Origin of the sequence: Streptomyces sp. NPDC086549 (assembly GCF_044746205.1) — a bacterium.
Taxonomy (GTDB): Bacteria; Actinomycetota; Actinomycetes; order Streptomycetales; family Streptomycetaceae; genus Streptomyces.
The window spans coordinates 16,679-43,547 of the sequence record NZ_JBIVBS010000035.1; the positions used below are offsets into that span (position 1 = coordinate 16,679).

Here is a 26,869-nt window from a genome sequence, read left to right on the forward strand (position 1 = left end):
GGGAGCGAGGATCAGGCCGTCGGGCGGGCAGCCCCTCGTACCGCCAGCACGACGCACACCACCGCCAGTGGCAGTTCCGCGCCGAGCGCCATCGCTATCGCCGAGACCTGATCCGCGCCCGGTGCCGCGGTCATCGTGTCGAACCAGGCGTCGACCACCAGCAGCGTCGCGGTGGCGGTGGCCGTCAGGGCGTGCAGCTGGTGGCCGCGTACGGCCAGCAGCCCCGTGGCGATCAGACCCAGCGCCTCCAAGGCGTCCAAGCCGATCCAGGCGGTGCACCAGTTCGAGGCGATGGCGGTCCCCGGCAGACCGTTGGCCAGCACGACCAGCCACGGCAGCAGGGCCAGCCCGCAGCCGACCAGGACGTGTTCCAGGCGGTACCGGCGGCCGATGCGCAGGCCGGCCGAGCCGCGGGCCTCGTCCTGAAGTCGGCAGACGCTCAGCGTGCTCATCGGATCGGTCTCCTCGCGTTCCCGGTGCTCCTTCACGGCCTCCAGCCTCGCCCGCCAGGCGCTCACGGTCAGTAACGCGAATGTCCGTTGTGGGGGTGGCACTAGCTACACCCCGAGGCGGATGCTCTTGCCATGGCCCGCCCCCGGCCCGGACACCTACCGTTTCCCCATGCACACAACCGCCCGCCTGCGGCGCCTACTTCTGTTCCCGTTCCAGGGAGCCGGACGACCGGTCTCGTTCCTCGTCACGGGCGTCCTCGTCCAGCTCGGCGTCCTCTTCGTCGTGTCCCTGCCGTGGCTGCTCTTCCTCCCGGTCCTCGACCCGGCGGGCCAACTGCTCCTCGCGGTGTTCATCCCGTTCACGGCCATCGTGCTCGGCGGGCCGCTGCTGACCGAGGTGCAGCGCGGCCGCTTCCGCACCCGGCTCGACGTGGCCATCCCCTCGCCTTACGCGGGACAGCGGCCCCGGCTGCCGGAGTGGCTGCGATCCCGGGCGGGGCACCGGCAGCTCAGGTACCACCTGCTGGACGGGCCGCTGCTCGCTCTCGCGGGGTCCTTCACCCTCCTGGCATGGGTCGTGGCCGTCACCGCCACCTCGATCTACCTGTGGATCTGGCTGGTGCCGCTGGACTGGCGCGTCGACCATCCCGGCTACTACACCTGGGCGGCGTACGTCACCGCGGCGGGGCTCGCCCTGCTCCACATCGCGCGGTTGTCGACCGACGCCCTCTCCCGGCTCGACACCCGCACCGCCACCGTCCTGCTCGGGCCCAGCCGCGAGGAGCAGTTGGCGCGCCGGGTCGAGGACCTGACCGAGAGCAGGACCGGCCTGGTGGACGCGGCCGATGCCGAACGACGGCGTATAGAACGAGACTTGCACGACGGTGCCCAGCAGCGGCTGGTCTCCCTGGCGGTCAACCTCGGCCTGGCCAAGGCCACGCTCACCGACCTGCCCGAGGAGGCCCGCCAGGTGATCGGCGAGGCGCACCGGGAGGCGAAGGAGGCGATAGAGGAGCTGAGCGGCCTGGTGCGCGGGCTGCACCCGGCCGTGCTGGAGGACCGCGGCCTGGACGCCGCACTGTCCGGCATCGCCGCCCGGGCCCCCCTCCCGGTACGGGTGAAGGTGGACCTGCCGTCGCGGCCGTCGCCCACGATCGAGGCGGTCGCCTACTTCGTCGTCTCCGAAGCGCTGACGAACGTGGTGAAGCACGCGGAGGCGTCCAGCGCCGAGGTCACCGTGGAGCGCTTCGGGAAGACGCTGCTGGTCGTCATCAGCGATGACGGGGTGGGCGGCGCGGAACCCACCGGTGGTACCGGGCTGGCGGGGCTGGCCAAGCGGGTCGCCTCGGTCGATGGCACGCTGTCGGTCGACAGCCCCGTCGGGGGGCCGACCGTCATCACCGTGGAGCTGCCGTGCGTGCCGTGATCGCCGAGGATTCCGTACTGCTCAGGGTCGGGGTGGTCAAGGTCCTGGAGATGGCCGGCTTCGAGGTCGTCGCCGAAGTGGACGACGGGCAGGCGCTGTTGACCGCGGTGGAGGAGCACCGACCGGACATCGCCGTGGTGGACGTCCGCATGCCCCCCGGTTTCACGGACGAGGGCGTGCGTGCCGCGCTGGTCATCAGGCAACAGTGGCCAAAGACCGCGGCGTTGCTGCTCTCGCAGTATGTGGAGGAGCGGTACGCGGCCGATCTGCTGTCCGCCAACACCTCCAGCATCGGCTATCTGCTCAAGCAACGCGTCGCGGACGTGGAGGAGTTCGTGGACGCGCTACGCCGGGTCGCGGCCGGCGGGACGGCGCTGGACCCGCAGGTCGTCTCGCAGCTTCTGGTGCGCCGCCACAGCGGCCCGCTGGACCGGCTCACCCCGCGGGAACGCGAGGTCCTGGAGCTGATGGCGGGCGGCCGGTCCAACGCCGGGATAGCGGGGCAACTCGTGGTCAGCGAGAGCGCGGTGGCCAAGCACATCAACAACATTTTCGCCAAGCTCGACCTGCCGAAGGCGGACGCCGACCACCGCCGGGTGCTCGCCGTACTGAGCTTCCTCGGCGTGGCCTGATCCCGGCCGACCCTGCGGACCGCATCCCCTTCCACTTGGGCCTTTCCGGCCTTTCTCCGGCATGACATCCGGGCGTCCGAGGTGGTGCCGGCGCGTCCCGGGACTCCGTGCCCAATATCGCCAACTTCCTGCCTTGTAACCACCGGTGTCCGAACAGAGGACCTATGCTCCAATAATCTCCTTCCACCGTCACCCCGCTCCCGGGCGGGAGAGCCTCCATGAGGGATCCGTGTGTGAAGCCCTGGGATTCGAAAGACTCCTCGACGAGGAGGGCTTCTTCGCGCGCCTGCTCGGACGGTCACCATCGGGCGCCGACCGCGAACCGTTGTACGGGCCCGACCGTCCCGTGGTGCTGGTCACCGGTGGCCCGGGCATGGGCAAGGGGCGGCTGCTGCGCGCGGTCCGGGACCGTTTCGCCGCCAGTGTGCCGGTGATCTATCTGGACTGCGGCTCGCCGGCGTACGCGGACCGGGCGGAGCCGGAGCCGGACGCCCGCTCGGCCACGACCGAGGTCCTGTTGAGATGAACGAGGCCGATCTGCGGGAGACCAAAGCCGGAAAGATTGTCGTCAAACCGGGCATTAACATGAAGTCGCCGCACGAACTTTGGTCCGATCCTGTCGAGGCCGAGGCGCTGAAGGTTCGACTCGACGATCTGCACCGGGCGAAGATCCGGCTCGCTGATGAGGTGCTCGTAGTCGGCGACTACATCGGAGACAGCACCCGAGCCGAAATCGCCTACGCCCGGTCGCTGGGCAAGCCCGTGCGGTTCACGCACCCCGAAGTCGACCCTGACGCCTGACCGCCCGCTGCCACCTCGACAACCAGGGCCAGCAGCCCGCCGCGCTGACCGTTTCGCGGTGGCTTCGGCCACCGCCCATCCCACACCCTCCGCAGGCATCCCTTGGAATTGATCATCTAGCTTCCGAGCCGAATAGCGCAGGGTTGGAACACCGACTCTTCCCCAGTCGACCTGGAGGCCTACGAGACGGCCCGGGTGCACGTGCTGCTCACTGAGGTCCGCCGCCTGATCACCGGCACCATCGCCCCGCACGCCGCCCTGGACCCGGACGACAAACGCCTGCGCCACATCGTCGCCCAGCTCAACTCCGTCGAGTCGACCCCCGGCCTGATCGCCTGATGGAAGGGGAGGCGGACGCAATGCGGCAGCGCCGCTACCCCTCGGACACAACCGATCTTCAGTGGTCGCTCATCGAGCCGCTGCTGCCGGTGCCGGCCTGCCAGACCCCGAGCGGCGGCCGCCCGGAGGCACATCCCCGACGCGAGATCGTCGACGCCCTGCGCTACATCGTCGACAACGGCCAATGCCGTTGCTTGAGCTACTGAAGTATCGCGGGCGTAAGGGTGATGATCTTTTCCGGAACCTGTCGTGTGCCTCGCCTGACCTGGTCTTTCTTGCGCACGATGTACTGCGGGACCGGATGGCGGATGTAGCGGTCCGCTGCGCGTAGTCGCCGGCGACCGTTGTCGAGCTTGCGCACGACTTTCGCGGCCATCCGCTTCATGAACTGACGTAGACGTCGGGTTGATTGGCCTGCCTGGAGGACGACGCTGCGTCGTGTGTGCTTGAGGACCTTGACGAATGAGATCCGGTCGGGGTCCAGACTCTCGCCGTCGGCCAGCCGCATGATGATCCGGTTCAGGCAGTGATGGAGGGTCAGGTGAGTCCAGATCTCCTGCCGTACCAGTTCCGGCGACGCCGACCGAAGCACCTCGGTCTTTCCCCGCTGGAAGGTCTTCAGCTGCCGGTAGGCGGATTCGACCTCCCAGCGCTCGTGATACAGGGCCGCCAGCTCCTCAGCGGGCCAGGACTCTGGATCGAGCAGGTCGGTCAGCAGCCTGGTTGTCTCGCCGTCGTCGACCTGGTAGTCGATGACCCTGACTGTCACCCCGCCCGGATGGGAGCGCCGCTGCCCGGCGAGATTCATCCGGGTCAGATAGGTCCCGTCAGGCAAGATCTCCATAGGCTTCGCGGCGACGAAGGTGCGGGCTCTGATCAGTAAGTGCGCTCCGGCCTGCGTATATGCCTTCCACAGTGCGACACCGGGGAAGGCCCGGTCCGTGATCACCAGCATGCCGGCGGCACTGCCGGCCATCTCTGTCGCCAGCGCGGGCTCGCCACCACCGCCCTTGAAACTGCCTATTCGCGCGTCGATCGTCGCGTGCGTACCGGTCTCGGTCAGCGTCACGACCCTGGCCTGCGGGAACCCGATGGGTCGACCGGCACTGTCCACCTGCCCACCAAAAGCGGCACGTGTCGTGTTGTTCTCCGGTACGTCCAGCAAGAACCCGTCGACCGCGGCAACTCTCGTCCCGCGCCAGAACGCGGGCTCGAGAGTGGGCGGAGCGATCGCCCCGGCCACTCGGCGGAACACTCCTTCCAGCGGTGCGGCCCCAAGCTGCTGCCGGGCCCTGGTGAAGGAGGGCTTGTTCGGGACCGACTGATCCATCTCGCCCAGGGCGCCGACCAGGTTCTCCGCGACATCGTCGTAGGAGTCCTGCTGGAACAGCGCCAGAGGAAGCACGAAGTAGACCATGAACCGGCTCGACAGAGGACGGGGCTTGGTATCCCGCCGACCGCACGCGGTCAGCACCTCGTCCACCAGCTCAGGAACGATCCACTCGGTGAGCAACCCGAGCCGAACCTCATCGGATAAACCGATCCATGGATGCATGTCCGGTCAACGAACCAGCACCCCGGCGGTCACCGGGCCTGGGAGAAACTACTTGCACCTCTCAAGCAACGGCATTGTGACAACGGCATCAAGTGGCGGGCGATGCCGACCGACTTCCCGCCGTGGGACCGGGTGTACGCGTTCTTCCGCCGCTGGCGCGACCATGGCCTGGTCAAGGAATTCCACGACCGGCTACGTGCCCAGGTCCGCGAGAAGGTGGGCCGCGACGCGGAGCCGACGGCAGGAGTGATCGACTCGCAGTCGGTGAAGGCGGACGCTGTTGTCGGTGCGGACAGTCGCGGGTTCGACGGCGGCAAGCTGGTCAACGGGCGCAAACGGCACGTCGTGGTCGACACTCTCGGCCTGCTGCTCGGGGTGATGGTCACCGCCGCGGATGTCGGCGACAGCGCCGCCGCCCGGGTGCTGCTTGAGCAGGTGGCCGACGTGCATCACCGACTGGCCCTCGTCTGGGCCGACGGCGGCTACACCGGCAGCCTCGTCGAGTACTGCCTGGCCACGCTCGCGTTGGTCCTGGCGATCGTGAAACGCAGCGACGACATGCACGGTTTCGTAGTCCTGCCCAAGCGGTTGATCGTCGAGCGCCTCTTCGCCCACCTGATGCGCACCCGCCGCCTGGCCCGCGACTACGAGCGGCGCACCACCAGCGCCGAGGTGATGGTCTACTGGTCGATGACCCTGCTCATGACCCGCCGCCTTGCCCGTTCACGCCCGCAGCAGGCGTGAACCGGCCCGGCGCAGGCTCGGCCAGCCAGCCGCGCGCGACCAGGCGTTTCGCCTTCGAACGCAGCGCCTCCACCCGCGCCGGCGCCAGGTCCATTCCGAACAAGGCGGCCATCTCCTGGCACGTCAGCGGCCGTTGACCGAGCCGACACCGGTCCGCGAGCACTTGCAGGATGCGCTGGTAGTCCACCGACGGCACCGACCTGTCCAGCCCCTCACGCCACACCGGCACCTGCGACTTCGCCTTCGCCTTCGCCGCATCCGGCACCTGCGCGTTCTTCCCGGTCCGCTCCTCGGCGGCCTGCGCGGCCCGGGCGTGGTCCTGCATGGGTTCGTCCGCCGGGGCCAGCACCTCGCCGACCCGCGAGCGGGCGATGGCCCACTCCTTCCATTCCCGCTCGGCCACGTCCAGCTCGGCCTGGATGCGGTCGGCCTCCTCCCGCAGCTCGTCCACACGACGGCGAGCACCCAGCTCACGCTGTTCCAACAACCCAACCACCGACGGCATCCACGACCTCCCGGGAAGCGACAGCACGACAGGCCACTCCTCCCACGGGACCACCGACCCTACGCCCGACCAGCGGAAACGCAGTCTTCAACTTCGGAAAGACAACAGCTTCTGAGCCGTACGTCTCGCCGATCTATGCGGACCTCACCAGCCTGCCACCGACGCTCGTCCAGGTTGCCGCCAGTGAGGCTCTGTTCGACGAAGTCCAGCGGCTCGTCGAGACGTTGAAGCGCTATGGCAACGACGTCGCGTTCGAACAGTACGACGACGCCTTCCACGTGTTCCAGAACATCGCCCAGCTGCCCGAGACGGCGAAGGCTCTGAGTAGCATCGCCAGCTTCGTGCAGGCGAACGCGGGCCAAAGTGCCGGCACGCTGGCGCAGTCGATCGATCAGTGAGGCTGAGGATGACCACGCAATCCATAACTGAACGTCAGACGCACGTCACTGCCTCCACCCGGTACGTGGAGGCCGACGGGGTGAGGTTCGCCTACCGCCGGTTCGGGGCGGAGCAGGGCACACCGGTGCTGTTCCTACCGCACTTTCGCGGGAACATGGACAGTTGGGACCCGATGGTTACCGACGGCCTGGCGGCCGGCCTGTCGTCCTCTTCGACAACGTCGGCGTCGGCGAGACGAACAGCCAGACCCCGGACAGAGTCGAGACCCAGGCAAAGGATGCGGCGACTTTCGCCGCCGCCATCGGGCTCACCCACTATGACGTGCTCGGCTTCTCGATCGGCGGCTACGTCGTCCAGGCTCTGACGCTGCAGCAACCGCACACCGTGCGCCGCGTGGTTCTGGCCGGAACCCAGCCGCGGGCCGGGGACACCAGAGAACGCCACCTCGACGTCAACCATGTCGCCACCCGCAACGAGGTCGACCAGCTGGAAGACTTCCAGTTCCTCTTCTTCCCGCCCTCTGCGCGGGTCAGGCCGCGGGCGAGGCCTTCTGGCGTCGCCGCCAGGAGCGGACGGTCAACCGGGACAAGAACACGACCTGGCAGACGGCGAAGGCGCAGGGAGCGGCAATCGCCGACTGGAAAGAGCCGCACGGCGAGCCGTACGCAGACCTCGCGTTCATCGCCCAGCCCGTCCTGGTGATCCATGGGCACAAGGACGTGATGGTTCCCACCGTGAACTCCTTCATCCTGCAGCAGCACCTGCCCAACGCCCAGCTGATCATCTACCCGGACTCCGGGCACGGAGCCTCGTCGACCGCATCGACGTGGGCTTGCCCGCGCGGACCAGAGCGATGAGGGAACCGTACGGGACTGCGCACGGCTGTGGCACGCAGCGTTCCGCCGCGGAGCAGCGGTGCCGCACGGCGCACCACGAGGCGCTCCGAGATGCCCAGGACGCGGCCGACCGTGCGCCACGAGGCCCGCGGACAGGCCGGCATCGCGGCGGCGATCCAGCTACGGCAGTCCCCCGTGCCGCGTCGCCGGTCGGTGACCTGCGTCTCGCGCCGCCGCAGCCGCACCCGGGATGGACGGGGGTGCGCGCCCGACCGCGGCATCTCCCAACCTTCTGAGTTTGCTTTTCAAACTCAGCTGGCTAGGTTGGTCGGCGCAAGAGTTTGAAAAGCAAACCAACCTGGAAAGGATCGTGCATGGCGAGCCACGCCGCCGAAGCGCCTGTCACCCGGGCGATTGTCGACAGGTCGACGCCCCAGCGGGCCCGAGGGCGGTGGATCGGACTCCTCGTCGCCTGCCTCGGACAAATGGTGATGTTCGTGAACATCACACAGACGACGGCGATCCTGACGCCGATCCAGCAGGACCTGCACGTCCCCAGCTCGACCCTCGTCTGGATGGCCAGCATCTACTCCGTGATGGTCGCCAGTTTCGTCCTGTCCGCCGGGACGGTCGGCGACATCGTGGGACGCCGCCGGATCTTCGCCCTCGGCGCGTTGCTGCTGGGCGCGGGAAGCCTGACCGTCTCCCTGTCGCAGGGTTCGACCGGTGTCCTCGCCGGGGAGGCGATCATGGGTCTGGGCGGGGCGGCGGTCCTTCCCAACAGCCTGTCGATCGTCACCCACCTGTTCACCGACACGCACGAGCGGACCAGGGCAGTCGGCATCTGGGCCGCGGTCTCCGGCATCGGCCTGGGATTCGGCCCCATAGCCGCCGGAGTGATCCTCGAGCGTTACTCCTGGCACGCGGTGTTCCTGGTCAATGTGGTCCTGGCGGCCATCGTGCTGCTCCTCACCCCCCGCTTCGTCGCCGAAAGCAGGCACCCCGGCCGCCATCTCGATCCCCCGGGCCTGGTGCTCGCGGTGGCAGCCATCGGCGCTCTCAACTACGGCGTCATCGACGGCGGCCACTCGGGCTTCGGGTCGGCCCGGGCCGTTTGGGCGTTCGTCGTGGCCGCGCTGGCGCTGGTGGCATTCATCCTGGTCGAGGCGCGTACACGCACGCCGATGCTGAAGCTCCGCCTGTTCCGCATTCCGTCGTTCGCCACGGCGAACGTGGTCGCGCTGTTCGCGCAGTACGGGTTCGTGGCCACGGCGTTCGCCCAGGTGCTCTACCTCGAGCGGATCCGGCACGAGACGATCCTCGAGGCGGGTCTTCTGCTGCTGCCGCTGATGCTGGCCTATGTGATCTTCAGCTTCGTGGCCGCTCCGCTGGCACGTGTGATCGGCTTCAAGGCGACGCTGGGGATCGGTGCGCTGCTCGCCGCGGCCGGCAACCTGCTGATGATCAACCAGGACCCGTCGACGTCCTTGGTGACCGCCGGGATCCTGATGGCGATGTTCGGGGCCGGGGCAGGGCTGATCCTTCCCCTGGTCACCGCGGTGTCGGTGATCAGCGTGCCGCACGCCGACGGCGGCATGGCCAGCGGGACCGTGAACCTGTTCCGCCAGGTCGGCGGCACGCTGGGGGCGACCGTCACCGGGACGATCCTCACCAGCGGGCTGACGTCCCGACTGCCCGACCAGCTGACCGGCCGGGGCCTGCCGCGGTCCGTCGCCGAGAAGCTGACCGCCGCGGTCAGCAGCGGGGCGCCCGCATCCCACGCCTCCGCCGCCCTGCGGGAGACGATCACCGCGGCCGTCGGCGAGGCGTTCTCCGGGGCACTGCACCTGGCCGTGCTGATCCCGGGTGCGGCGATCCTGGCAGGCGGCGCGGCCGCTGTCCTCCTCATCCGCAACCGGCCGGGACAGCCGGCCGCCTCGCCCGTCGCGGCAGGAAGCACCCGGGTCACCGTCCGGGAACCGGGCTCCGAGCCGCAGCTCGTGCATGCGGGCGCTGCCGCTGTCGGGCAGCCGGCCACCGGGTACACCGCGGCGCTCTCGGGTCCGTCCGGCCGGGAGACTCCCCTGAACGACATGACCGGCACGGTCGTTCACGGATTCGTGCGCGACGGCACGGGCACCGCGGTCACAGCGGCCACGTTGACCCTGATCTCGTTGCAGGGCACACAGCTGGGCCGCGCCCATGTGGGCCCGGACGGCGGATACGCACTGACCGCTCCGGCCGGCGGCAGCTACGTGCTGATCACGGCGGCCGACGGGCGTCAGCCGCAGGCGTCCACCCTGGTCGTGGGGGAGGAACCGCTCGGCTACGACGTCGTCCTGTCGGGTGCCGGCGGCCTCAAAGGCCTGGTGCGCGATGCGGCCGACGGGAAGCCGGTGGCCCAAGCCATGGTCGTCGTCACTGATGTCCGCGGCGAGGTGCTGGCCGCGGACACGACCGGGGAGTCGGGTGCCTTCACCTTCGACGAGCTGGTCGCGGGCACCTTCACCGTGGCGGTCAGCGCCGCTTCCTACCAGCCGCTCGCGCTGCCGGTGGAGGTGGGTGACCAGGGCGTCACCCACCTCGAGGTCGACCTGAGCCGCGGTGTCGTACTGCGGGGCACGGTGCGGGCGGGGGCCGGCCGTCGGCCGCTGCCCGACGCGCGGGTCACGCTGGTGGACGCCGCGGGCAATGTCGCGGGCACGGCGATCACCGACGACGACGGCTCGTACGCCTTCACCGATCTGGACAGCGGCGAGTACACACTGACCGCCGGCGGATACGCGCCCGTGGCCACCTCGCTGTCCCTGGAGGGCCCCGGGCGGAGCGGTTACGACATGGAGCTGGCCCACCCGGACCAGTGAGATGGCAGAGGACCGGCCGGCGCACTCCCACGCGGACATGCCGGGGCCGGTTTCGGGAGAAAGCGGGTTCCGGCCGGCCGCCGGCGGCCGGGACGACCAGGCCGTCGGGCCGGAACCAAGAGCACGATCAGGAGCAGCAATGACCTTTGACAGCGGCCTTCGTGTCCGCGTACGGACCCAGGACGGCTGGGCGGTCCAGCACGCGATGCTCACCGTCACAGACATGACGGGTAGTCAGGTCCTTCGGGCGAGCGCCGATGACGACGGGGTGGTGCGTACGGAGCCGCTGCCGCCGGGTACCTACACGGTGATCGTCACAGCAGTCGGTTACCAGCCGACCGCCTCCACCGCCATCGTCCCGTCGTCGGGCCGGGCGGATCTGGGCAATCTGGTGCTGGCCCGGCAGGGTGGCGTCGAGCTGCCACCACCGGGTACCTGGACCATCGACCCGGCGCACTCCGCGGTCGGCGCGACGGTGCAGTACCTGGGAATCTCCAGTGTGCGGGGCACTTCACGCAATTTCGCGGCCGGATCGAGATCGCCGAGAACGTCCGGCAGTCACAGATCGAGGCCACGATCACCGCGGCCAGCATCAACACCGGCAACACGATGCGCGACGACCACCTGCGCTCGGCGGACTTCCTGCACGTGAACACGCACCCGGAGATCACCTACCGCGGCACAGGCGACGTCACCCCGGCCGACCCGGACTGCTGGACAATCCGCGGCGAGCTGACGATGAACGCGCTGACCCGCCCGGTGGACCTCGATGTGACCTACCTCGGCACCGGCCCCGACCCCTGGGGCGGCACCCGCGCGGCGTTCCGGGCCACCACTGAATTGCGGCGCGAGGACTTCGCCATGACCTACAAGCAAGTACTGCAGGCAGGCATCGGCACCACACTGCGGGTGGAGCTGGACATCCAAGCAGCACAAGGCACCTCACTGCCGACCCACTGACCCGATCCGCGCCCCGTCCACCGCCAGTACGAGGTGCGATGCCCTCGACACGGAGGCGAACTTGAACTCCAGCGGGCTCAGGACTTCGAGGTGAGCGCGTAGCGGTTGGTCTGGGTCTGGATCAGGCCGTCACGGAAGACGAACGTGTCCACGCCGTGCTCGGCCGTGTTCGCCTCAGAGTCGGCGGACCACTCCATGAACAGGACCGCCGGCGCCCGGCTGGCCACTCAACTGGGCTTCCATGCAGGACGGATGACTTTGCTGCGCAGGGTCATGGCGCTGCCGGACCCGCAGCCCAGCACGCCGCGCGTGCTGGGCGTGGACGATTTCGCAACCCGCCGGGGACAGACCTACTCCACCGTGTTGACCTGCGGTGAAACCCACCGCGTGATCGATGTGCTCCCGACCCGCGAGGCGGGTCCGCTGGCTGCGTGGCTCACCACCCACCCGAGTGTGGAGATCATCTACCGGGACCGCGCCGGTGCCTATGCCTCTGCCGAAGGCGCCCGGCTCGGCGCTCCCGACGCCCTGCAGGTCGCCGACCGGTTCCATCTGCGGCAGGGGATCGGCCGGGCCGTGGAGACCTGCGTCGCCGCCCACCGCGACTGCCTACGCGCCCCAACTCTTCCTCTATCGGAAGGAGTTGACACGCCGCACGACGGAGCAGTGCGTGTCAGCCCAGACCTTGACGGACGCAGGGCTCAGCGCAAGAAGGCCGCGCACGCCCTGGTCCACGATCTGCTTGCGCAGGGACACTCACGTCGGGCCATCGCCCGGCATCTGGGATGGGGGCTCAACACCGTGCTGCGGTATGCCCGCGCCGCGAACTGGCAAGAGACCCTGCGAAAACCGGCCACGGCCCAGTCGACTGGACCCCTACAAGCCCTATCTCGAGCGACGGTTCGCCGCGGGGCTGCACCAGCGTCACCCGCCTGCACGGCGAACTCCTCGCCGAGCATGCTCCCGTCACCTACCAGATGGTCCGCGCCTACATCGCCACCTCGCCCACCACACCGCCAAAAGCACCGCCCCCGCCGCCATCGGTGCGGCAGGTGACCGGCTGGCTCACCCGCCATCCCACAGCCCTGAGCGAGGACGAACGCGCTGCGTTGAAGGACGTCCTGGCGCGCTGCCCCAAACTGGACGCCACGGCGGAACATGTCCGGGGCTTCGGCGAGATCCTCACCAACCGGCTCGGTGCCACGCTTCCCACCTGGATAGATGCCGTCGATGCCAGCCACCTGCCCGGCCTCACCAACTTCGCACTGCACCTGCTCCGGGACTTCGACGCCGTGACCGCCGGCCTCACCCTGCACTGGAGCTCCGGCGGCACCGAAGGCGCCGTGAACCGCATCAAGAAGATCAAGAGGCAGCTCTACGGGCGCGCCGGATTCGAACTACTCCGCAAGATGATCCTGCTCCAGTGACGCTCCGCGACCGCTCCCCAAGATCTGTGCCAGAACCCCAAACTCGTCGACATTGATCAAGGGACCGGCCCGCGCGGTGACTCCCGAAGCCGTCGACAAACGACTCCCGCTCTCGTGTACAAAGCCACCACGCCCGAGACCGGGATCCGGTAGCGGTACGCGAAGCGAGGCAGCGTCCCGCCTGCGGGCGGAACTTCGGTGAGGCAGTCGACTCCGTCGATGCGCGCATCGTCCGGGAGCAGCTCAGGGAGCACGCCGACGATCCGTTCAATGGTGGCTTCCCGGTCGTCGCTGTGCAGCAGACCGCTCCACAGCGCATCATGCGTGTCGGAGGGCACATAGACCTTGGAGTTCGTCGACAGCACCATCAGCAGCATCCCGAGCCGGTCCGTGGCCGCCCCGCGCCCCGCACGGTCCGCGAGCATCCCGGCCGGAGTCATCCGCCCGTCCTTGTGCGTCCAGCCCGGCGCGAACAGGACCTCGATCAGCTTCAGCAGCACCGCCAGCTCCACCCGCGACAGCGCCAGGACATGCCGCCCGTCCCCGGCCTGCTGCGCCCGGTACATCGGGATCACCCCGCACTCCAGGCCCGTCATCCGCCCGGCCGCACTGGTCGTCTCGGTCGAGCCGAGTACGCCGCGCTCGCGCAGCTCCGGCAGCACCGTGTGCGCGATACGGGACTGCCGGGGCATGTTCACGCTCCAGAGAGATCAGACAGGCCTCCTTGCAGCATCACGCGGTGTCGAACTGGAGCGGATCCGTGTCCAGCGTGAACGCGATGCCACACGCGCGGCCACAGCCAAGGCACGCGAACGGGCGGAGACCCACGTGCGCGCCGAGTGCGCGCTGATCGAACACCCCACCCTGAAGCGGTGGTTGAGAACGTCGAAGAACGGGCAGCTGGCCATCGACCGTGCCAAGGTCAAAGCCGAGGAGCGTCTCGACGGCACATACCTGCTGACCAGCTCCGATCCGCACCTGAGTGCCGAGGAGATCGCGGTCGGCTACAAGGCTCTCCTGGAAGCCGACCGCGGCGGCTCCTCTTTTGTGACGCCCGTCCGCAGGTCAGCGCGGTTCTGGATGGGGAATCAAGCCGAGCAACTCTGAGGCGGGGCCGATCACGGGGTGGCCGAATTCAGGGAGCCCCATCAGGCGAGCTCCGGGGGATCAAGCCCACGAGGCTTCACGGCGTGTGCGCTGTCAGGAGAGGCCGTCGATGGTGGCGTCGCCAGGGTGTTGCACATCGCGGTCAAGTCCGGTGGTGGCCCGGGAGAGATGCCACGACGTCTCCCTCGCGCGGACGTTTGCACGAGGTAGCGCCGGAGTCCCGGGAGATGTCGGCGGGGGCTGGGTAACCGGGGTACGGGCTGCCTGGATCAGATCGATCATCCGGCGGGTGCGGCCAGTATCAACCAGTACCCATACCAGCAGCGCCGCAACTGCCACGACCGGCAGACCGAGTACTACTACAGCCGGCCAGCCGCCGACTACCGCCCCTCCCACTCCCGTGGCCGCCCCCACCCCGGCACTGATTGCAGTCCTGGCACTCACCGCACTCAGCTCCCGCCCGCCGTGCTCCGACGTCCCTCACCGATACTGCGCCGGACCGGCCATGCACCCATGAGTGTCCGCATCGCGTGCACCGTCTGGTGGCGTCGCCGACCGGCATCGCCCGCGAGATCCCACAACTCCCCCCGCCACTCCTCCCCGTACCGCGCCTGCTCCTCCACTGGCACCACTCGCACTGCCAAACCCACTAACCATCCTGCGCACCACGCCACTCGTACCAGCACATCACCGGGCTGCGGGTCAGCTCCTTGCACCTCAAGAGCCGTGAACAGCCTCGCGGCCCCACGCCGAACACCATCAAAACCACGGACAAGCCCGTGGAACAGTGCGAGGAACAGACCAAGGGCGGAAGAGGCTGCGGCAATATCGCCGAACGATCCGAAGACGCAGCCGATACCGAGGGCCACGCCCGGGGCAAGGCCGAGGCTGCGCATGAGGCCGAGACCGCAGGTGCGGGTGCGAGTGAGACCGCCGGCCAGGCCAAGAACGAGCCCGAAGCCGAAGCTGAGGGCAAGGAAGTAGATCAGGCCGCCAACAAAATCGCTGAGGCTGTCACCAAAGTCGACGGCCCCGCCCCCAACGAGCCCGCCGACAAAGCCAACACCCGCGCAGAGAGTGAACCCGCGGACAAAACCGAGACTGCGGGTGAGACCGAGCCCGCCGAGGCCACGAGCAAGACGCAGCCCGCCGACCCAACCACCGATCATGGCCATGACCACGACCGTGTGTCCCACACTCAGCCAGAGGGCCAGAAAGGGGACCAGACAGAGACAGAGACAGAGAACGAGACCACCACGAGCGCGGTTCACGAGGCGGTCCCTGTGGCGAGCCCCGGCTGCAGGGCACGCAACGCACTGCGCTTCGCAGAGGCCAACGCAAGAGCGCTCCGCGCCCGCTCCACGCCATCGGGGTTGAGCCGGTAGTACCGGCGCCGCGGCCGGCCCTGCTCACTCGGATCGGCATCCTCCCACCGGGAATCCAGCCACCCCGCGGACTCCAACCTGACCAGGATCGGATGGATCGTGCCCGACGGCAGCTCCGCCGCAGAACAGATCTGCAACCCGTACAACTCCTCCGCTGGATTCACCAGCAACGCCCGCAGCACTGCTTGCGTCTGCGGTGTCATCCGCATCGCACGCGGGCTCGGCGGCTCCTCGGCCTTTTCCTTCTTCCCAACCATGCTCTATCTCTACCAAGGGCTAGGTAGAGATAAACCTTGCACGTGTACCTCCCAGGCCGGCGCATGGAGGGGAAGGGCCTGTAGTCGTGCCAGGTCAACGTGCGGTTCATCTGTAGGCAGTTACGGAGGGGACAGTCTGCCCGGCCTCACCTATAGCCCATGGGGACGATCGTCCGGCTGAAGCCCCATGGAGCCTGGGCCTTGACCCCCGGGGACGTTGCTTACGGGCCGATGTCACGTCCACCCCCGTGCCGACGCAGTCTCCTTCGTGGACACAGTCCGCCCTGCTCCTGCGCATCCTGCGCACTCGGATCGGTCGAATCAGGCGTAGCAGCCTCAACCAACGTGTTTTGAGGCAGCATGCGCTCCAACCCCACCGCGCCCCCTGCGCCCTCGAGTTGTCCGGCCGCAGGCCTGTCCTACCGGGCCGCTCGCTCGGCACGGGCCCGCCGCAATGCCAGGGCGCGGGTGGATTCGGCTTCGCGGCGGCGCTGGAGGCGGGCCTGCTCGATCGGGGCCGGCTGCTCCTGCGAGGACGTCTCCGGATGCGGGAACGCGCGTCTGCTCAGCTCGCGCATCGCCCTGGTCTGCCGTTCGACTGCCTTGGCGATGCCCGGGTCCACCCGCCGCGCGGGCGCGACGGCCTGGTGCGCGGCGAGCGCCTGGTGGTAGCCCTCGGACGCCAACTCGCCTGTCCTCAACGGCGCTTCGGGCGTGGCCGCGGCCGCCGGGCGGGCTCCGTCGTACGGGGCGCGGGCGCGGCGCGGGCGCGGCGCCGGCCGGCAGGACCCGGAAGGCGGCCTCTACCTCGCGCCGGACGGAGAGGCTGGACGGTGCCTCCCAGTCGCCCTCGTACCGCTCGCGCTCAGCGCGGACCCGCTGAATGTGGTGGCGGCGCGCGGCTTCCTGGGCGCCTCGCCACTGCTCCACCGCGGCGGCACGCTTGGCGGGGGTGTCCAGGACCGTCACCGCGTACGACAGCAGCACGGCGAGCAGACCGGACCCCCGACGGACGTGGGCCGCCTCGCCCCGCAGGTACAGCCAGCCCCTGACATCGGTCACCGTCCAGCCCGCATCAGCGACCTCCCGTGCTACCCAGGCGATCCGGGGCACCGAGCAGCCGCGCAGCCAGCCCAGCTCCTGGGTGAGCTCCCTCGCCAGCTGGAAGCGGGCCGGTCTTGTTCAGCTTCCGGCGACCGCCGGCCTTGCCCTTGGACTTCTTCGGGGTGGGGGACTTGCTGACCCCGCTTGCGAGCTTGCTCTCAGGGGGGAAGGAAGTAGTACCCGCAGTGGAAACAGCTGAGGAACCGACCCGCATTGGGGTGCAACGGACCTCATCCGAAACAGCCGTCACAGAGCCCTGATCAGCACCCTTCCGGGCACCCTTCGCAGGGGCCTTCGAGGACGACTTCGCCCGAGGCTTGCGGACCTTGCGGGCCGCCATCTTCGACAGCTTCGCCATCAACTCCCGGCCGGCGTCCGCGATACCGGTCATCGCGCGCGTGTACACGGGAGCGGTCTCGTCCCGCAGCGCCGTACGGATCCCCAGCGCCCGGTCGAACTCCACCGGGATCATCCGCGCGAACTCGCTCGCCTGCGCCGTCTCACCGGACACCCGGGTCCCGCGCACGATGTACGCGAGCAGCCCCGCCTCCCGCAGCATCCCAGGTGGTACTCCACCGAGCGCTCGGACAGGCCAGTGCGGCGCACCAGGTACTCGATGCCCGGGCGGCACGGGAACAGCTGCGGGAGCTCCTGGGCAACGCGCACGGTCGTCACGCCGAACTTGCGCGGCCCGTGCGACCGGTGTCGACGCGGCTCGTACAGGCCGGCCCCCGCGACCCAGTGGACCGCCTGCATCCACGAGTAGCCCTCCAGCGCGATACGGCCCGTCGAGGTCGACAGCCACCGCCGCGCCTCCGGCACGTACAGCGAAGGCAGCACGGAGCCGGCTGAGGCCCGCGCCTAAAACGTAGGACAGCTTCTGAGGACTCCTGGCAGGACACCGGGCTCGTCACCTTCGAACTAGGCCGGGAGTTCGGTGAGTACGGCACCGTGTTGGTCCGCTACGGCAAAGCCAAGAAGGGGTCGCCACCGAAGCGTCGCAGCGTGCTGACCGTCTGGCAGTGGACACCCGGGACGATCGAGGAATGGATCAGCGAGGTGCGGCCTGGGATGCGGCATTCGACCGGCCGGGCCTCTGGCCGTCCGAGAGAGGCCCGCGGGCCGGGGTCCAGCGGCTGGACTCCCGTTTCGCCGCCTACCGGGACGCCGTTGGCCTGGACCCCGCGCTGGAGTTTCACTCGCTGCGCAGGTCCTACATCACCCACCTGATCGAGGACGGCCACGATCCACTGTTCGTCCAGCAGCAGGTCGGCCACGACCATGCTTCGACCACTGCGATCTACACCTGCGTCTCCTCCGACTTTCGCACCCGCTCCTTGCGTCGCGTCCTGGACGCCACCATCGAGGCCGCTCTGCGGCCGGAAAGGACCTCCTGATGCCACGCCAGATCAGCTACCGGTGGCGCCTGCGCGAACTGATGGCCGCCCGCAGCATGTTCACCGTCGCCGAGCTGATGCCGCACCTGACCGAACGCGGCATCACGCTGTCCTCCTCCCAGGTCCACCGTCTGGTCTCAGGCACCCCGGAACGGCTGTCCCTACCGGTGCTGGCCACCCTCTGCGACATCCTCGACTGCACGCCTGCCGACCTGATCGCCACCTCGGCTCAGAACCTTCCGGTCCGCCGGGCCGTCGGCGAGGAGGCGCCCATCAACCTGGCCGCCCGCCGACCCACACGGGTCCGGCTGACGCCCGAGGCGTGAGCGATGACTCCCGAGGAATACGAGCGGTGGCACGTCCGGAACTGCGCACGCTGCGGACGTCGGGCGGCGAAGTCTGCAGAGTGGTCGGACGGTCCGGTCTGCCGGACCTGCTACGAACGCGCGATGCGCGTCCACGGCCGCTGCCCAAGCTGCCGAGCCGACCGGCTGCTGCCCGGACTGGACACCGCAGGCACACCGATCTGTCGCGACTGCGCAGGCATTACCCGCAACTTCTTCTGCGACCGGTGTGGCTTCGAAGGACTCCTGCTCGGCGGGCGCCTCTGCGAACGCTGCACCCTAGCCGACACCCTCGGCGGACTCCTCGACGACGGCACCGGCCGTGTCGCCCCTTCACTGCAACCACTGATCACCTCCCTGCTGGAGATGGACCGGCCCAAGAGCCGACTGATCTGGCTTCGCAATCCCAACGTCGTCCGTCTCCTGCGGGGCCTGGCCACCGGCAGCATCCCGCTCACCCATGAAGGGCTGCACCAGGAAGCACCCTGGCGAACCGTTACTCACCTGCGCGACCTGCTGATGGACAGCAGTGTCCTCCCACGCGTCGACCGTCAGCTCCTGCTCTACCAGCGCTGGTTGACCGAACGGCTCGCCACCATTGAGGACCCCGAACACCACCGGCTTGTCCGGCACTTCGCTACCTGGCACCAGATGCGCCGACTACGGGCCACGGCGGAGAAGGGGCCGCTGGGACGTTCTCAGACGCACCAGGCCAAGCAGGAGACCACCCAGGCTGGCGCCTTCCTTACCTGGCTCGCCGGCCGGGGCCGCACCATCGAGCACTGCCGGCAGGCCGACCTCGACGCCTGGCACACCGAGAAGCTCGCCACCCGGCGCCCAGCCCAGACCTTCCTCCGCTTGTGCATGAAGACGGGCCGTATGCCCCGTCTCACCCTTTCACCCCAGGTCATCACCCAGGACCAGGCGCCACTGCACCAGCACCGCCGACTCGCCATGCTCCGACGGGTCCTCAACGACGACTCCCTACCTCTGCGGAGCCGCGTCGTTGCCGCACTCGTTCTCGTCTATGCCCAGCCCGTCAGCCGCATCGTTCGCCTCACCATCGACGACATCACCGACGACGGAGTCACTGTCACTGTCCGGCTGGGTGATCCGCCTTCCCCGCTCCCCGAGCCCGTTGCGGACCTGATGCGGGCATACATCCTGTCCCGCCAGCATCTGCCCTACGCCAGCAGCAGAAGCTCCCACTGGCTCTTCCCCGGCCGCCAGCCCGGACAGCCGATGAACCCGGTCAGCCTCCAGGTCCATCTGCGTGAGATCGGCGTCCCGCCGCAGCGTGGCAGGGCCTCCGCGATCCGCCAGCTCGTCCTGCAGGCCCCGGCCCCCGTCATCGCGAAGGCACTGGGCTATCACGACAAGACCGCCACCCGGCTGGTCACCGAGGCTGGCGGAACCTGGAGCCGATACGCTCCTGGCGACCACAATCGGTGACCGCCGGAGGACGGAAACTCAGGCAACCGACGCCCTGAAAGGATCGGTGGGGATGATTTCTGCCTCGTCGAAGAGCTGCTCCAACGCCTCGTGCCCGTGACGCCTGCGGAACTCGATCTCGGCTGTCGTTACGGGCAGGCTCCACAGGATGCGCGCGTGGCCCCCGGGAACGGGACAGTGTTCAAGGTCTGGTCCGTGGAGATAGGGCAGGCTGATCAGCAGGTGATCGCAGGTTGACCCCGGCACCCACGGTTCACCGATCGGCATGCTGTGCTCCAGGTCGAGCTGATGTCCTCCGCAGTGGTAGTAGGTGATCATCGCCATGAGCTCGATGAACCGCTGGTCGCGGACGTGGGCCGTCATGACGAACTCAAGTCCATGACCGTCCTTCTCCATCGCGGCCCAGCACCCGGCGGTCACATAGGCCCAGCCGTCGCTGCGGGGACCGGGCCCCACAACGAGAACTCGCAGATCGGGCACCACCTCTCGCCGTTCCGGCCCGAGGTCGTAGTCGACGACCTCCACGGAGTGCCCCTCGAAGAACGCCCGGACATGTGACTCAACGGCCTCCGCGGCCAACACCCTCGCATCACTCACCACGCGATCATCCCACCGCGATCGACCACTTCTGGCGGCTCACTCAGCGTCACGGGCTGCCGACGTCAGCTACGAATACGCGACACCTCAACATGCGAGCCCACCAGTCTCACGGGCCGATTTGGAGGCGTCTCGCGTCACCGCCCGCTCGGCCAACAAGCGGAACTGTCGCTACCGTTAATGGCTGCTCGATTGGTCCCCACGGCCGGACCACGTGGAGGCGCTGCTGCCTGGCGAAGGCCGTGGCCGGCGCGGTGACCCGGCCGTTCGTCACGATCACCGCGACGTCAGCGCCGTGGACCTGGCGGGCGGTTCCGTTGAGGACCTGCAGGTCCGGTGTGCCCACCGCGGAACCGGCGAGGCCATTGCGGCGGTGCTTGCACTGGATCACCCAGCGCCGCCCATAGGGATCGGTGGCCTTCACATCGGCGCCCAGATCACCGCCGCCCCCGACGCGCACCGCGTCCTGGCAGCCGTCACGGCGCATCAGGTCCCGTACCGCGTCCTCGAGCGGGAGTGGTGCAGGGCGTCCAGGTGGGACAGCCCGTACCGCAGGCCCTGCGCGCGGATGGCTGCCCACCGTGCGCGCTGCTGCTTCTGGTACAGCCAGCCGCCGCCGGCCAGCACAGCGAGTGTCCCGATGACGATCAGACCCACCAGTGGGCAAGCAGCCAGTTGACGACGGCCACCACCAGAGCAATGACCAGGGCCACCGCTATGAGGAGACCGATCAACCGGTCGTCTGTCCGCTGCCGCCGCCTACCCGGCCTCCGGGTACGCCGCCGCGCCGGCGAGCGCCTGGTCGCCCCGCGCCCCTTGCGCGGACGGGGGCTCATCGGCCGGCCTGCGTGACGCCGCTCGCAGGCTGCCCCAGGAGGTTCACGATTCCATGGCCTGCCGGGGTGGGTGCGATCAGGACGCCCAGCGCCAGGACGATGACGACGGTCAGCTTCTCGTCGAAGCGGCTGCGGGCCTCCGTACGCCGCCGCAACCGCAGGACGACAATGACCGCGAGCAGCACCGCCACGTCGATGGTCAGCAACCGTCCAGACCTCCCCCAACGACCGGACACCACCCCGCAGGGACGACAGTGCGCGCCCCAGCCTTCTTGTGTAGCCGCGCCTCCATGACGGCGGAGGCGGGTTGGCGACGAATGACATAAAGCAGTCGGACCTGGGCCGGATACCACGCGGTCGGACTGTCGGTCGGCGACGCGCACGGTCACGTACAGGGCTCTGGGCGCACCGTCGTACTTCCCAGGGCCGTTCTCTGATCCGAACCTTCTGAAGGGGTCGCACTCTGGGCAACTGGACGTCCGGCCGGCCCGAGTCACCTCGGTCCGCGCCCGCGTTCCTGTGGTTTGAGCAGAAGGGGAATGTCAGGAATGATGCGGCATCTACGCTAACGGCCGGGGGCCGCAGAACAGGGCAAGGGGGGCGTGGGGTGGCATTATTCGAAGCCCTGGAGCCAGAGGATCCGCGGCGGGTGGGGCGCTACCGGATCGTGGCACGACTCGGCGCCGGCGGCATGGGCCAGGTGTTCCTGGCGCGCTCGCCCGGCGGATCACCGCGCGCGGTGAAGGTGGTGCGCCCCGACCTGGCCCGGGATTTCGACTTCCGACGCCGCTTCGCCCGCGAAGTCACCGCCGCCCGGCGAGTCAACGGGGCCTTCACCGCCGGCGTGGTCGACGCCGACCCGGACGGCTCCCCGCCCTGGCTGGCCACCGTCTATATCCCCGGCCTCTCGCTGGGCGAGGCGGTCGCCGGGCACGGCCCCTGGCCGCCCCAACCGGTCCTGGCACTCGGCGCCGCACTGGCCGAGGCCCTGGAGGCGATCCACACCGCCGGAGTCGTCCACCGCGACCTCAAGCCCTCCAACGTGCTCCTGGCCGCCGACGGCCCCCGCGTGATCGACTTCGGCATCTCGGTCGCGAGCGAGGCGAGCGCGCTGACCCACACCGGCATGACGATCGGCACCCCCGGCTTCATGTCCCCCGAACAGCTCACCGGCCACACCGTCGGACCCGCCAGCGACATCTTCGCACTCGGCGCGGTACTGGCCTACACCACAACCGGAGTCGGCCCGTTTGGCACCGGCTCCGCGCATGCGCTGCATTTCCGCACGGTGTACGAGCAACCGAACCTGGATTCCCTCCCGCCGGAACTGCGCCACCTGGTAGCCGCCTGCCTTGCCAAACAGCCCGACCAGCGGCCCACCGTGGCCGACCTGTTCGACCGGCTGAGCACCGCATACGACACAGACGGGCAGACGAGCGCCGCCACGCTGCTCCTCGCCGAACCCGGCTGGATGCCCGACCAGATCGCCCAACTCGTCAGGGAACACACCTCCACCGACCTGCCCCGCACCCCATCCCCGACACCACCGGAGACGCTCTCCGCGCCACGCCCGGCCACCCAGCCCGACGCCGCGAACCCCCGCCCGTCGGAGGCACCCCTCCCGCCGTCCGCCGAGCCACCCCCACCACCCGCATCTCCCACCGCCCCCGCGGCACCCGAGGCGCACCAGGCAGCCACCCAGACCGGAGAACAACCCGCCCCCGGCACCAGCGAATCCGGCCCGTCAGAACATCACGCAGACCCCATCCCGCCGCCGCACGGCCATACGCCCGAACGCCGGCCCCTCATATCCCGGCGCCGCGCCCTGCTCGCTCTGACCGGCACCACCCTCGCCGCCGCAACCACCCTCACCACCTGGAGGTTTCTCGACAACGGCTCTTCCGGCTCGCACTCCAGCGGCAAGAGCAGCTCCTCCGCCACCCCGAGTCCCACCCGCACGCCCGGCATACAACTCTGGGCCTTCCCCACCAAAGGCGAGTTGGATTCGTCGCCGACGGTGGCCGACGGCGTGGTCTACGTCGGCAGCAACGACCACAACCTGTACGCGGTGCAGACATGACAGTAGACGCCACGGCACAGGCAGGTTCAATTTGGCATGCAGGGCTCAGAAACAGCTGCTCTTAGCAACCGAACAGCAGCCCCTTCTGACTCGATGCCTGCCGTGATGGGCGGCATCCAGTTGGCTGGGATACCAGGACTCGAACCTGAACTAACGGAACCAGAAACCGTCGGGCTGCCAATTACCCCATATCCCATTTGCCCCGAACCGCGGGAGCCACGGCCAGTCGAAGCGCGCCCTACCGCGTCCGGCAACGCAGTGTGGACATGTACCTAATCTATACATTTTCGGCCGTGCTGCTCAGCTGCGTGCCAGGCGTGTCGATCAGACTCTTGGGTTGCCTTTATGGGGGTGAAGCACTTGGAGCATGTCGATGACCCAGTCGGTCCCGGGAAGTGGTCATCCGGGTTGGGTTGCTGGGCGGGCTCGGCGCACGAATCCGATCGGGAGGATTCCTCCTCCTGAGCGGCTCGCCCGGTTGCGGGCAGCACGACGTCAACTTAGCTTCAGCGCGTCGGAATCGTTCCGAAAAGGTCAACATCATCTCTTATGTTGGCTTTCCCATGGCATCGAATGGAGCATTCATGTCGGTGATGACTGGTACCCCGCCCCTGCAGCAGTTCGGCCAGCAGATCGCCGGGCCGCAGCAGCAGCTCGCGCAGGTCGTCCAGCAGACGATCCAGCAGGCCTGCCAGCAGGCGAGCCAGCAGATCGCGCAGCGCATGCAGCAGACGCTGCAGCAGATCCAGCAGGTCCAGCAGCAGCTGCAGCAGCAGGGCCTGGCCCACCAGGCCCACCCGTACCTGGCTGTGGCGCTGCACAGGACGCTGCTCCAGGGCGTGCGCAGCGCTGTCGAGCAGTCGGTGCAGCAGGCGCTGCCGACCGCGATCCTGACGCTGGTGCAGCAGAGCCAGCAGGGCCAGCAGGGCCAGCAGGGCCAGCAGCAGTGGGGCGGCGGGTTCGGTCAGCAGTCGTTCGGCCAGCCGTACCAGCAGCAGTACCAGCAGCCTGGCTTTGGCTTCGGCCAGATGGGTCAGCCTTTCGGTATCGGCTGATTGCTCGCGGCGCGTGATGCGGTGTACCCAGGAGCCGCTCTTGGGCACACCGCATCACCGTGGAGCGGGAGCCGCCCGTCATCCGGATCAAGAACACGAAGACGCGACGCAGCTGTGCCACCCGTACGAAGCAGGCGGACTCTGTAGCAGGCGATGAACCGGTACTCCCCGAGGGGAGGGACGCGGTCTGGGAGAATTCCACTATGCCGGGGATTCAGCTGCGGGAGCACCAGGTGGCCGCGGTCGCGCGGGTCCGTGCCTGGGCGGGCTTTCCCGCGCGGTCAGCCATCGGCGAGGAGGGGCGGCGGGCCACGCTGGTGTCCGCGACCGGGTCGGGGAAGACGATCACGGCTGCCGCAGCCGCGCTCGACTGTTTTCGGGGCGGGCGGACCCTCGTGACGGTGCCCACCCTCGACCTGCTGGTGCAGACCGCGCAGGCGTGGCGCAGGGTCGGCCACCACGGGCCCATGGTCGCGGTGTGTTCCCTGGAGGGCGACGCCGTCCTGGACGCACTTGAGGTGCGCACGACTACCAATGCGATCCAGCTCGCGCTGTGGGCGGGATCCGGGCCGGTGGTGGTCCTGGCGACGTACGCCTCCCTGGTGGACCGGAACGACCCCGACGACCCCACAAGGCCAGCCAGCCGTCCTGGGGCCGCTGGAGACGGCTCTGGCGGGCGGACCGCGGCTGTACGGGCAGCGAATGGACGGCTTCGACCTCGCCGTGATCGACGAGGCGCACCGTACGGCCGGGGACGTCGGCCGGCCGTGGTCGGCGATCCACGACCAGGCCCGCATCCCGGCCGGGTTCCGGCTGTACATGACCGCCACGCCCCGCATCCTCGCCTCCCCCCAGCCCCTACGTAGCGCAGACGACCAGGAGCTGGAGATCGCCTCCATGACCTCCGACCCCGACGGCACCTACGGCACCTACGGCGAGTGGATCTACGAGCTGGGACTGTCGGAGGCAATCGAGCGGGGCATCCTCGCCCCCTTCGAGATCGACGTCCTCGAGATCCACGACCCCGACCCAGTTGCCGAAGCGTCCGAGGGCTCGGAGGAGGCGGTGCGCGGCCGGCGCCTGGCACTGCTGCAGACCGCGCTGCTCGAGCACGCCGCGCAGCACAACCTGCGCACCGTCATGACGTTCCATCACCGGGTCGAGGAAGCCGCGGCGTTCGCGGACAGCCTGCCGAAGACGGCTGCCGCGGCATATGGGGCGGAGGTGCCCGACCACGCTCTGGCCGCGGCGGAGCGGATGCCGCCGTCCTCGATCGACGCCCGCTTCTACGACCTCGACGAAGGCCGGCATGTGCCGCCGCAGCGGGTGTGGTCGGCGTGGCTGTGCGGCGACCACCTCGTCGCCGAACGCCGCGAGACCATCCACCAGTTCGCCAACGGCATCGACACCGACGGGCGACGGGTACACCGCGCCTTCCTCGCCTCCGTCCGCGTCCTGGGAGAAGGCGTCGACATCGTCGGCGAACGCGGCGTGGAAGCCATCTGCTTCGCCGACACGCGCGGCTCCCAAATCGACATCATCCAGAACATCGGCCGAGCCCTGCGGCCAAACCCCGACGGGACGACAAAGACCGCGCGGATCCTCGTCCCCGTCTTCCTCCAACCCGGCGAAAACCCCACCGACATGGTCGCCAGCGCCAGCTACGCCCCGCTGGCCGCCGTCCTCAACGGCCTGCGCAGCCACTCAGACGTCCGCTGGGTGTGTCAATTTAGACACTCCCCCGTCGCAGAGACGCAGCGTCCTTCGCCCGGCCCGGCGCGCATGTCGTGGTCGTCACCCGCTCGCCGGAGGAGATCGCCAAGGCCGCCGCCGACGGCGGCTGGATGGCCCACCACGACGGCTTCTGGTCCAGCCAGAGCAAGGGGACCTTCCAACGCGGCATCGGCCCGGGCGAGATCACCGCACTCGCCCGGCAGGCCGGACTCGTACCCGCCACTGACGCACCCGTGCTGCCACTGCACGGGGTCTGCCACGCCGTCCTGACAAAGCCCCAGACGTCAGACACGCACCCGTGAACACCCGCAGCCCTGCCAGCGCAGCTCCCCGCTCGCGTACGACGCCGAAAGAACGGGCGAAGCGGCCCCGTGGGTCAGCGATTGCCCGTCCAGACGATCCGTTGGGCGAACCCGCCCCGCTCACGCGCTTTACCCTCGCGGATCTTCTCCAACTGCTCCGCGTCGACCCCCAGGTCCGCGGCCAGGTCACGTCCGTTGGAGTGGTGTATCGACGGCCACTCGGTGATCTCGTTTTGAGGCTATGCAGTGAGTTCGGTGGGCAGGGCGGTGTCGTCGGTT

At 68.9% G+C, this 26,869-nt stretch carries 27 protein-coding genes, 1 tRNA gene and 6 pseudogenes; 20 read left to right on the forward strand and 14 right to left on the reverse strand.

The features are described from left to right. Positions 1 to 11: 11 nt before the first annotated feature. Entirely contained in the window at positions 12 to 518 is a 507-nt protein-coding gene (locus ACIPSA_RS49080; protein WP_402648202.1) for a hypothetical protein, read from the reverse strand. 103 nt (positions 519 to 621) lie between these two features. On the opposite strand from ACIPSA_RS49080, the gene ACIPSA_RS49085 reads away from it, so the two are divergent. The 6 genes and pseudogenes from ACIPSA_RS49085 to ACIPSA_RS49110 form a co-directional block, all read left to right on the forward strand. Further along, on the forward strand, positions 622 to 1,878 hold the full coding sequence (locus tag ACIPSA_RS49085; protein ID WP_402648205.1) for a histidine kinase: 1,257 nt from the start codon (positions 622 to 624) through the stop codon (positions 1,876 to 1,878). Then, positions 1,866 to 2,510: a response regulator gene (locus ACIPSA_RS49090; RefSeq protein ID WP_402648207.1), complete on the forward strand. Its 645-nt coding sequence runs from the start codon at positions 1,866 to 1,868 to the stop codon at positions 2,508 to 2,510. The genes ACIPSA_RS49085 and ACIPSA_RS49090 overlap by 13 nt, the downstream gene beginning before the upstream one ends. Before the next feature lie 229 nt (positions 2,511 to 2,739). Then, the gene (locus tag ACIPSA_RS49095; RefSeq protein ID WP_402648210.1) at positions 2,740 to 3,036 is read left to right on the forward strand and encodes a hypothetical protein; all 297 of its coding nucleotides are present in this window, start codon (positions 2,740 to 2,742) and stop codon (positions 3,034 to 3,036) included. Continuing rightward, positions 3,024 to 3,311, forward strand: a pseudogene (locus ACIPSA_RS49100) (hypothetical protein); the annotation flags it as partial. The gene ACIPSA_RS49095 and the pseudogene ACIPSA_RS49100, both read left to right, overlap by 13 nt. Positions 3,312 to 3,512: 201 nt before the next feature. Beyond that, entirely contained in the window at positions 3,513 to 3,650 is a 138-nt protein-coding gene (locus ACIPSA_RS49105; protein WP_402648213.1) for a hypothetical protein, read from the forward strand. Between the two features lie 20 nt (positions 3,651 to 3,670). Continuing rightward, a pseudogene (locus ACIPSA_RS49110) lies at positions 3,671 to 3,832 on the forward strand (transposase); the annotation flags it as partial. Positions 3,833 to 3,849: 17 nt separating this feature from the next. Here ACIPSA_RS49110 and ACIPSA_RS49115 read toward each other — a convergent pair. Further along, entirely contained in the window at positions 3,850 to 5,205 is a 1,356-nt protein-coding gene (locus ACIPSA_RS49115; protein ID WP_402648215.1) for an IS4 family transposase, read from the reverse strand. A 102-nt stretch (positions 5,206 to 5,307) separates the two neighbouring features. Here ACIPSA_RS49115 and ACIPSA_RS49120 point away from each other — a divergent pair, with 102 nt between their 5' ends. Further along, entirely contained in the window at positions 5,308 to 5,949 is a 642-nt protein-coding gene (locus ACIPSA_RS49120) for an IS5 family transposase (RefSeq protein WP_402648218.1), read from the forward strand. Here ACIPSA_RS49120 and ACIPSA_RS49125 read toward each other — a convergent pair. Beyond that, on the reverse strand, positions 5,906 to 6,454 hold the full coding sequence (locus ACIPSA_RS49125; protein ID WP_402648263.1) for a hypothetical protein: 549 nt from the start codon (positions 6,452 to 6,454) through the stop codon (positions 5,906 to 5,908). The genes ACIPSA_RS49120 and ACIPSA_RS49125 overlap by 44 nt on opposite strands. Here ACIPSA_RS49125 and ACIPSA_RS49130 point away from each other — a divergent pair. The 5 genes and pseudogenes from ACIPSA_RS49130 (at position 6,337) to ACIPSA_RS49150 (ending at position 11,513) form a co-directional block, all read left to right on the forward strand. Next, entirely contained in the window at positions 6,337 to 6,852 is a 516-nt protein-coding gene (locus tag ACIPSA_RS49130; RefSeq protein WP_402648265.1) for an alpha/beta hydrolase fold domain-containing protein, read from the forward strand. The genes ACIPSA_RS49125 and ACIPSA_RS49130 overlap by 118 nt on opposite strands. A 163-nt stretch (positions 6,853 to 7,015) precedes the next feature. Continuing rightward, on the forward strand, positions 7,016 to 7,555 hold the full coding sequence (locus ACIPSA_RS49135; RefSeq protein ID WP_402648221.1) for an alpha/beta fold hydrolase: 540 nt from the start codon (positions 7,016 to 7,018) through the stop codon (positions 7,553 to 7,555). Next, positions 7,453 to 7,710 (forward strand): annotated as a pseudogene (locus ACIPSA_RS49140) (alpha/beta fold hydrolase); the annotation flags it as partial. The gene ACIPSA_RS49135 and the pseudogene ACIPSA_RS49140, both read left to right, overlap by 103 nt. Before the next feature lie 464 nt (positions 7,711 to 8,174). Beyond that, positions 8,175 to 10,553: an MFS transporter gene (locus ACIPSA_RS49145; RefSeq protein ID WP_402648268.1), complete on the forward strand. Its 2,379-nt coding sequence runs from the start codon at positions 8,175 to 8,177 to the stop codon at positions 10,551 to 10,553. A gap of 139 nt (positions 10,554 to 10,692) precedes the next feature. Next, a pseudogene (locus tag ACIPSA_RS49150) lies at positions 10,693 to 11,513 on the forward strand (YceI family protein). A 77-nt stretch (positions 11,514 to 11,590) separates the two neighbouring features. Here ACIPSA_RS49150 and ACIPSA_RS49155 read toward each other — a convergent pair. Continuing rightward, entirely contained in the window at positions 11,591 to 11,740 is a 150-nt protein-coding gene (locus ACIPSA_RS49155) for a hypothetical protein (protein ID WP_402648274.1), read from the reverse strand. A 46-nt stretch (positions 11,741 to 11,786) separates the two neighbouring features. Here ACIPSA_RS49155 and ACIPSA_RS49160 point away from each other — a divergent pair, with 46 nt between their 5' ends. Both ACIPSA_RS49160 and ACIPSA_RS49165 read left to right on the forward strand, forming a co-directional pair. Then, a complete protein-coding gene (locus tag ACIPSA_RS49160) occupies positions 11,787 to 12,569 on the forward strand; it encodes a transposase (protein ID WP_402648269.1) in 783 nt (260 codons plus the stop codon). Continuing rightward, complete coding sequence (locus ACIPSA_RS49165; RefSeq protein ID WP_402648223.1) at positions 12,491 to 12,940, forward strand: transposase; 450 nt, start codon at positions 12,491 to 12,493, stop codon at positions 12,938 to 12,940. The genes ACIPSA_RS49160 and ACIPSA_RS49165 overlap by 79 nt, the downstream gene beginning before the upstream one ends. A 56-nt stretch (positions 12,941 to 12,996) precedes the next feature. On the opposite strand, the gene ACIPSA_RS49170 is transcribed toward ACIPSA_RS49165, so the two are convergent. Then, positions 12,997 to 13,632, reverse strand: a complete 636-nt coding sequence (locus tag ACIPSA_RS49170; RefSeq protein ID WP_402648226.1) for a hypothetical protein — start codon at positions 13,630 to 13,632, stop codon at positions 12,997 to 12,999. Positions 13,633 to 13,768: 136 nt separating this feature from the next. Between ACIPSA_RS49170 and ACIPSA_RS49175 the strand changes: the two genes are divergently transcribed. Beyond that, positions 13,769 to 14,047 (forward strand): hypothetical protein, encoded by a 279-nt coding sequence (locus ACIPSA_RS49175; RefSeq protein ID WP_402648229.1) that lies wholly within the window; start codon positions 13,769 to 13,771, stop codon positions 14,045 to 14,047. Between the two features lie 449 nt (positions 14,048 to 14,496). On the opposite strand, the gene ACIPSA_RS49180 is transcribed toward ACIPSA_RS49175, so the two are convergent. The 4 genes from ACIPSA_RS49180 to ACIPSA_RS49195 all read right to left on the reverse strand — a co-directional run bounded on the left by ACIPSA_RS49180 (position 14,497) and on the right by ACIPSA_RS49195 (position 17,352). Next, entirely contained in the window at positions 14,497 to 15,222 is a 726-nt protein-coding gene (locus ACIPSA_RS49180; RefSeq protein ID WP_402648232.1) for a hypothetical protein, read from the reverse strand. A gap of 92 nt (positions 15,223 to 15,314) precedes the next feature. After that, a complete protein-coding gene (locus tag ACIPSA_RS49185; RefSeq protein ID WP_402648235.1) occupies positions 15,315 to 15,689 on the reverse strand; it encodes a PadR family transcriptional regulator in 375 nt (124 codons plus the stop codon). 419 nt (positions 15,690 to 16,108) lie between these two features. Next, the gene (locus tag ACIPSA_RS49190) at positions 16,109 to 16,375 is read right to left on the reverse strand and encodes a hypothetical protein (RefSeq protein WP_402648238.1); all 267 of its coding nucleotides are present in this window, start codon (positions 16,373 to 16,375) and stop codon (positions 16,109 to 16,111) included. Between the two features lie 389 nt (positions 16,376 to 16,764). Then, positions 16,765 to 17,352 (reverse strand): hypothetical protein, encoded by a 588-nt coding sequence (locus ACIPSA_RS49195; protein ID WP_402648240.1) that lies wholly within the window; start codon positions 17,350 to 17,352, stop codon positions 16,765 to 16,767. 487 nt (positions 17,353 to 17,839) lie between these two features. Here ACIPSA_RS49195 and ACIPSA_RS49200 point away from each other — a divergent pair, with 487 nt between their 5' ends. From ACIPSA_RS49200 to ACIPSA_RS49210, 3 genes are all read left to right on the forward strand, one after another. After that, positions 17,840 to 18,190: a tyrosine-type recombinase/integrase gene (locus ACIPSA_RS49200; protein WP_402648242.1), complete on the forward strand. Its 351-nt coding sequence runs from the start codon at positions 17,840 to 17,842 to the stop codon at positions 18,188 to 18,190. Then, entirely contained in the window at positions 18,190 to 18,516 is a 327-nt protein-coding gene (locus ACIPSA_RS49205) for a helix-turn-helix domain-containing protein (protein ID WP_402648245.1), read from the forward strand. Before ACIPSA_RS49200 ends, ACIPSA_RS49205 begins: the two co-directional genes overlap by 1 nt. 123 nt (positions 18,517 to 18,639) lie before the next feature. Next, entirely contained in the window at positions 18,640 to 19,986 is a 1,347-nt protein-coding gene (locus ACIPSA_RS49210) for a hypothetical protein (RefSeq protein ID WP_402648247.1), read from the forward strand. An 18-nt stretch (positions 19,987 to 20,004) separates the two neighbouring features. On the opposite strand, the gene ACIPSA_RS49215 is transcribed toward ACIPSA_RS49210, so the two are convergent. The 3 genes and pseudogenes from ACIPSA_RS49215 to ACIPSA_RS49225 form a co-directional block, all read right to left on the reverse strand. Beyond that, a complete protein-coding gene (locus ACIPSA_RS49215; RefSeq protein ID WP_402648250.1) occupies positions 20,005 to 20,511 on the reverse strand; it encodes a suppressor of fused domain protein in 507 nt (168 codons plus the stop codon). 181 nt (positions 20,512 to 20,692) lie between these two features. Continuing rightward, a pseudogene (locus tag ACIPSA_RS49220) lies at positions 20,693 to 21,419 on the reverse strand (restriction endonuclease). Beyond that, positions 21,416 to 21,625, reverse strand: coding sequence for a hypothetical protein (locus tag ACIPSA_RS49225; RefSeq protein ID WP_402648253.1), 210 nt, complete (start codon positions 21,623 to 21,625; stop codon positions 21,416 to 21,418). Before ACIPSA_RS49225 ends, ACIPSA_RS49220 begins: the two are co-directional and overlap by 4 nt. Before the next feature lie 401 nt (positions 21,626 to 22,026). Here ACIPSA_RS49225 and ACIPSA_RS49230 point away from each other — a divergent pair, with 401 nt between their 5' ends. After that, entirely contained in the window at positions 22,027 to 23,499 is a 1,473-nt protein-coding gene (locus ACIPSA_RS49230; protein WP_402648255.1) for a protein kinase, read from the forward strand. Positions 23,500 to 23,620: 121 nt separating this feature from the next. Here ACIPSA_RS49230 and ACIPSA_RS49235 read toward each other — a convergent pair. Both ACIPSA_RS49235 and ACIPSA_RS49240 read right to left on the reverse strand, forming a co-directional pair. Next, a tRNA-Gln gene (locus tag ACIPSA_RS49235) sits at positions 23,621 to 23,695 on the reverse strand. 310 nt (positions 23,696 to 24,005) lie between these two features. Continuing rightward, the gene (locus ACIPSA_RS49240; RefSeq protein ID WP_402648257.1) at positions 24,006 to 24,602 is read right to left on the reverse strand and encodes a hypothetical protein; all 597 of its coding nucleotides are present in this window, start codon (positions 24,600 to 24,602) and stop codon (positions 24,006 to 24,008) included. Positions 24,603 to 24,757: 155 nt separating this feature from the next. On the opposite strand from ACIPSA_RS49240, the pseudogene ACIPSA_RS49245 reads away from it, so the two are divergent. Continuing rightward, a pseudogene (locus tag ACIPSA_RS49245) lies at positions 24,758 to 26,264 on the forward strand (DEAD/DEAH box helicase family protein); the annotation flags it as partial. Positions 26,265 to 26,869: the final 605 nt, after the last annotated feature.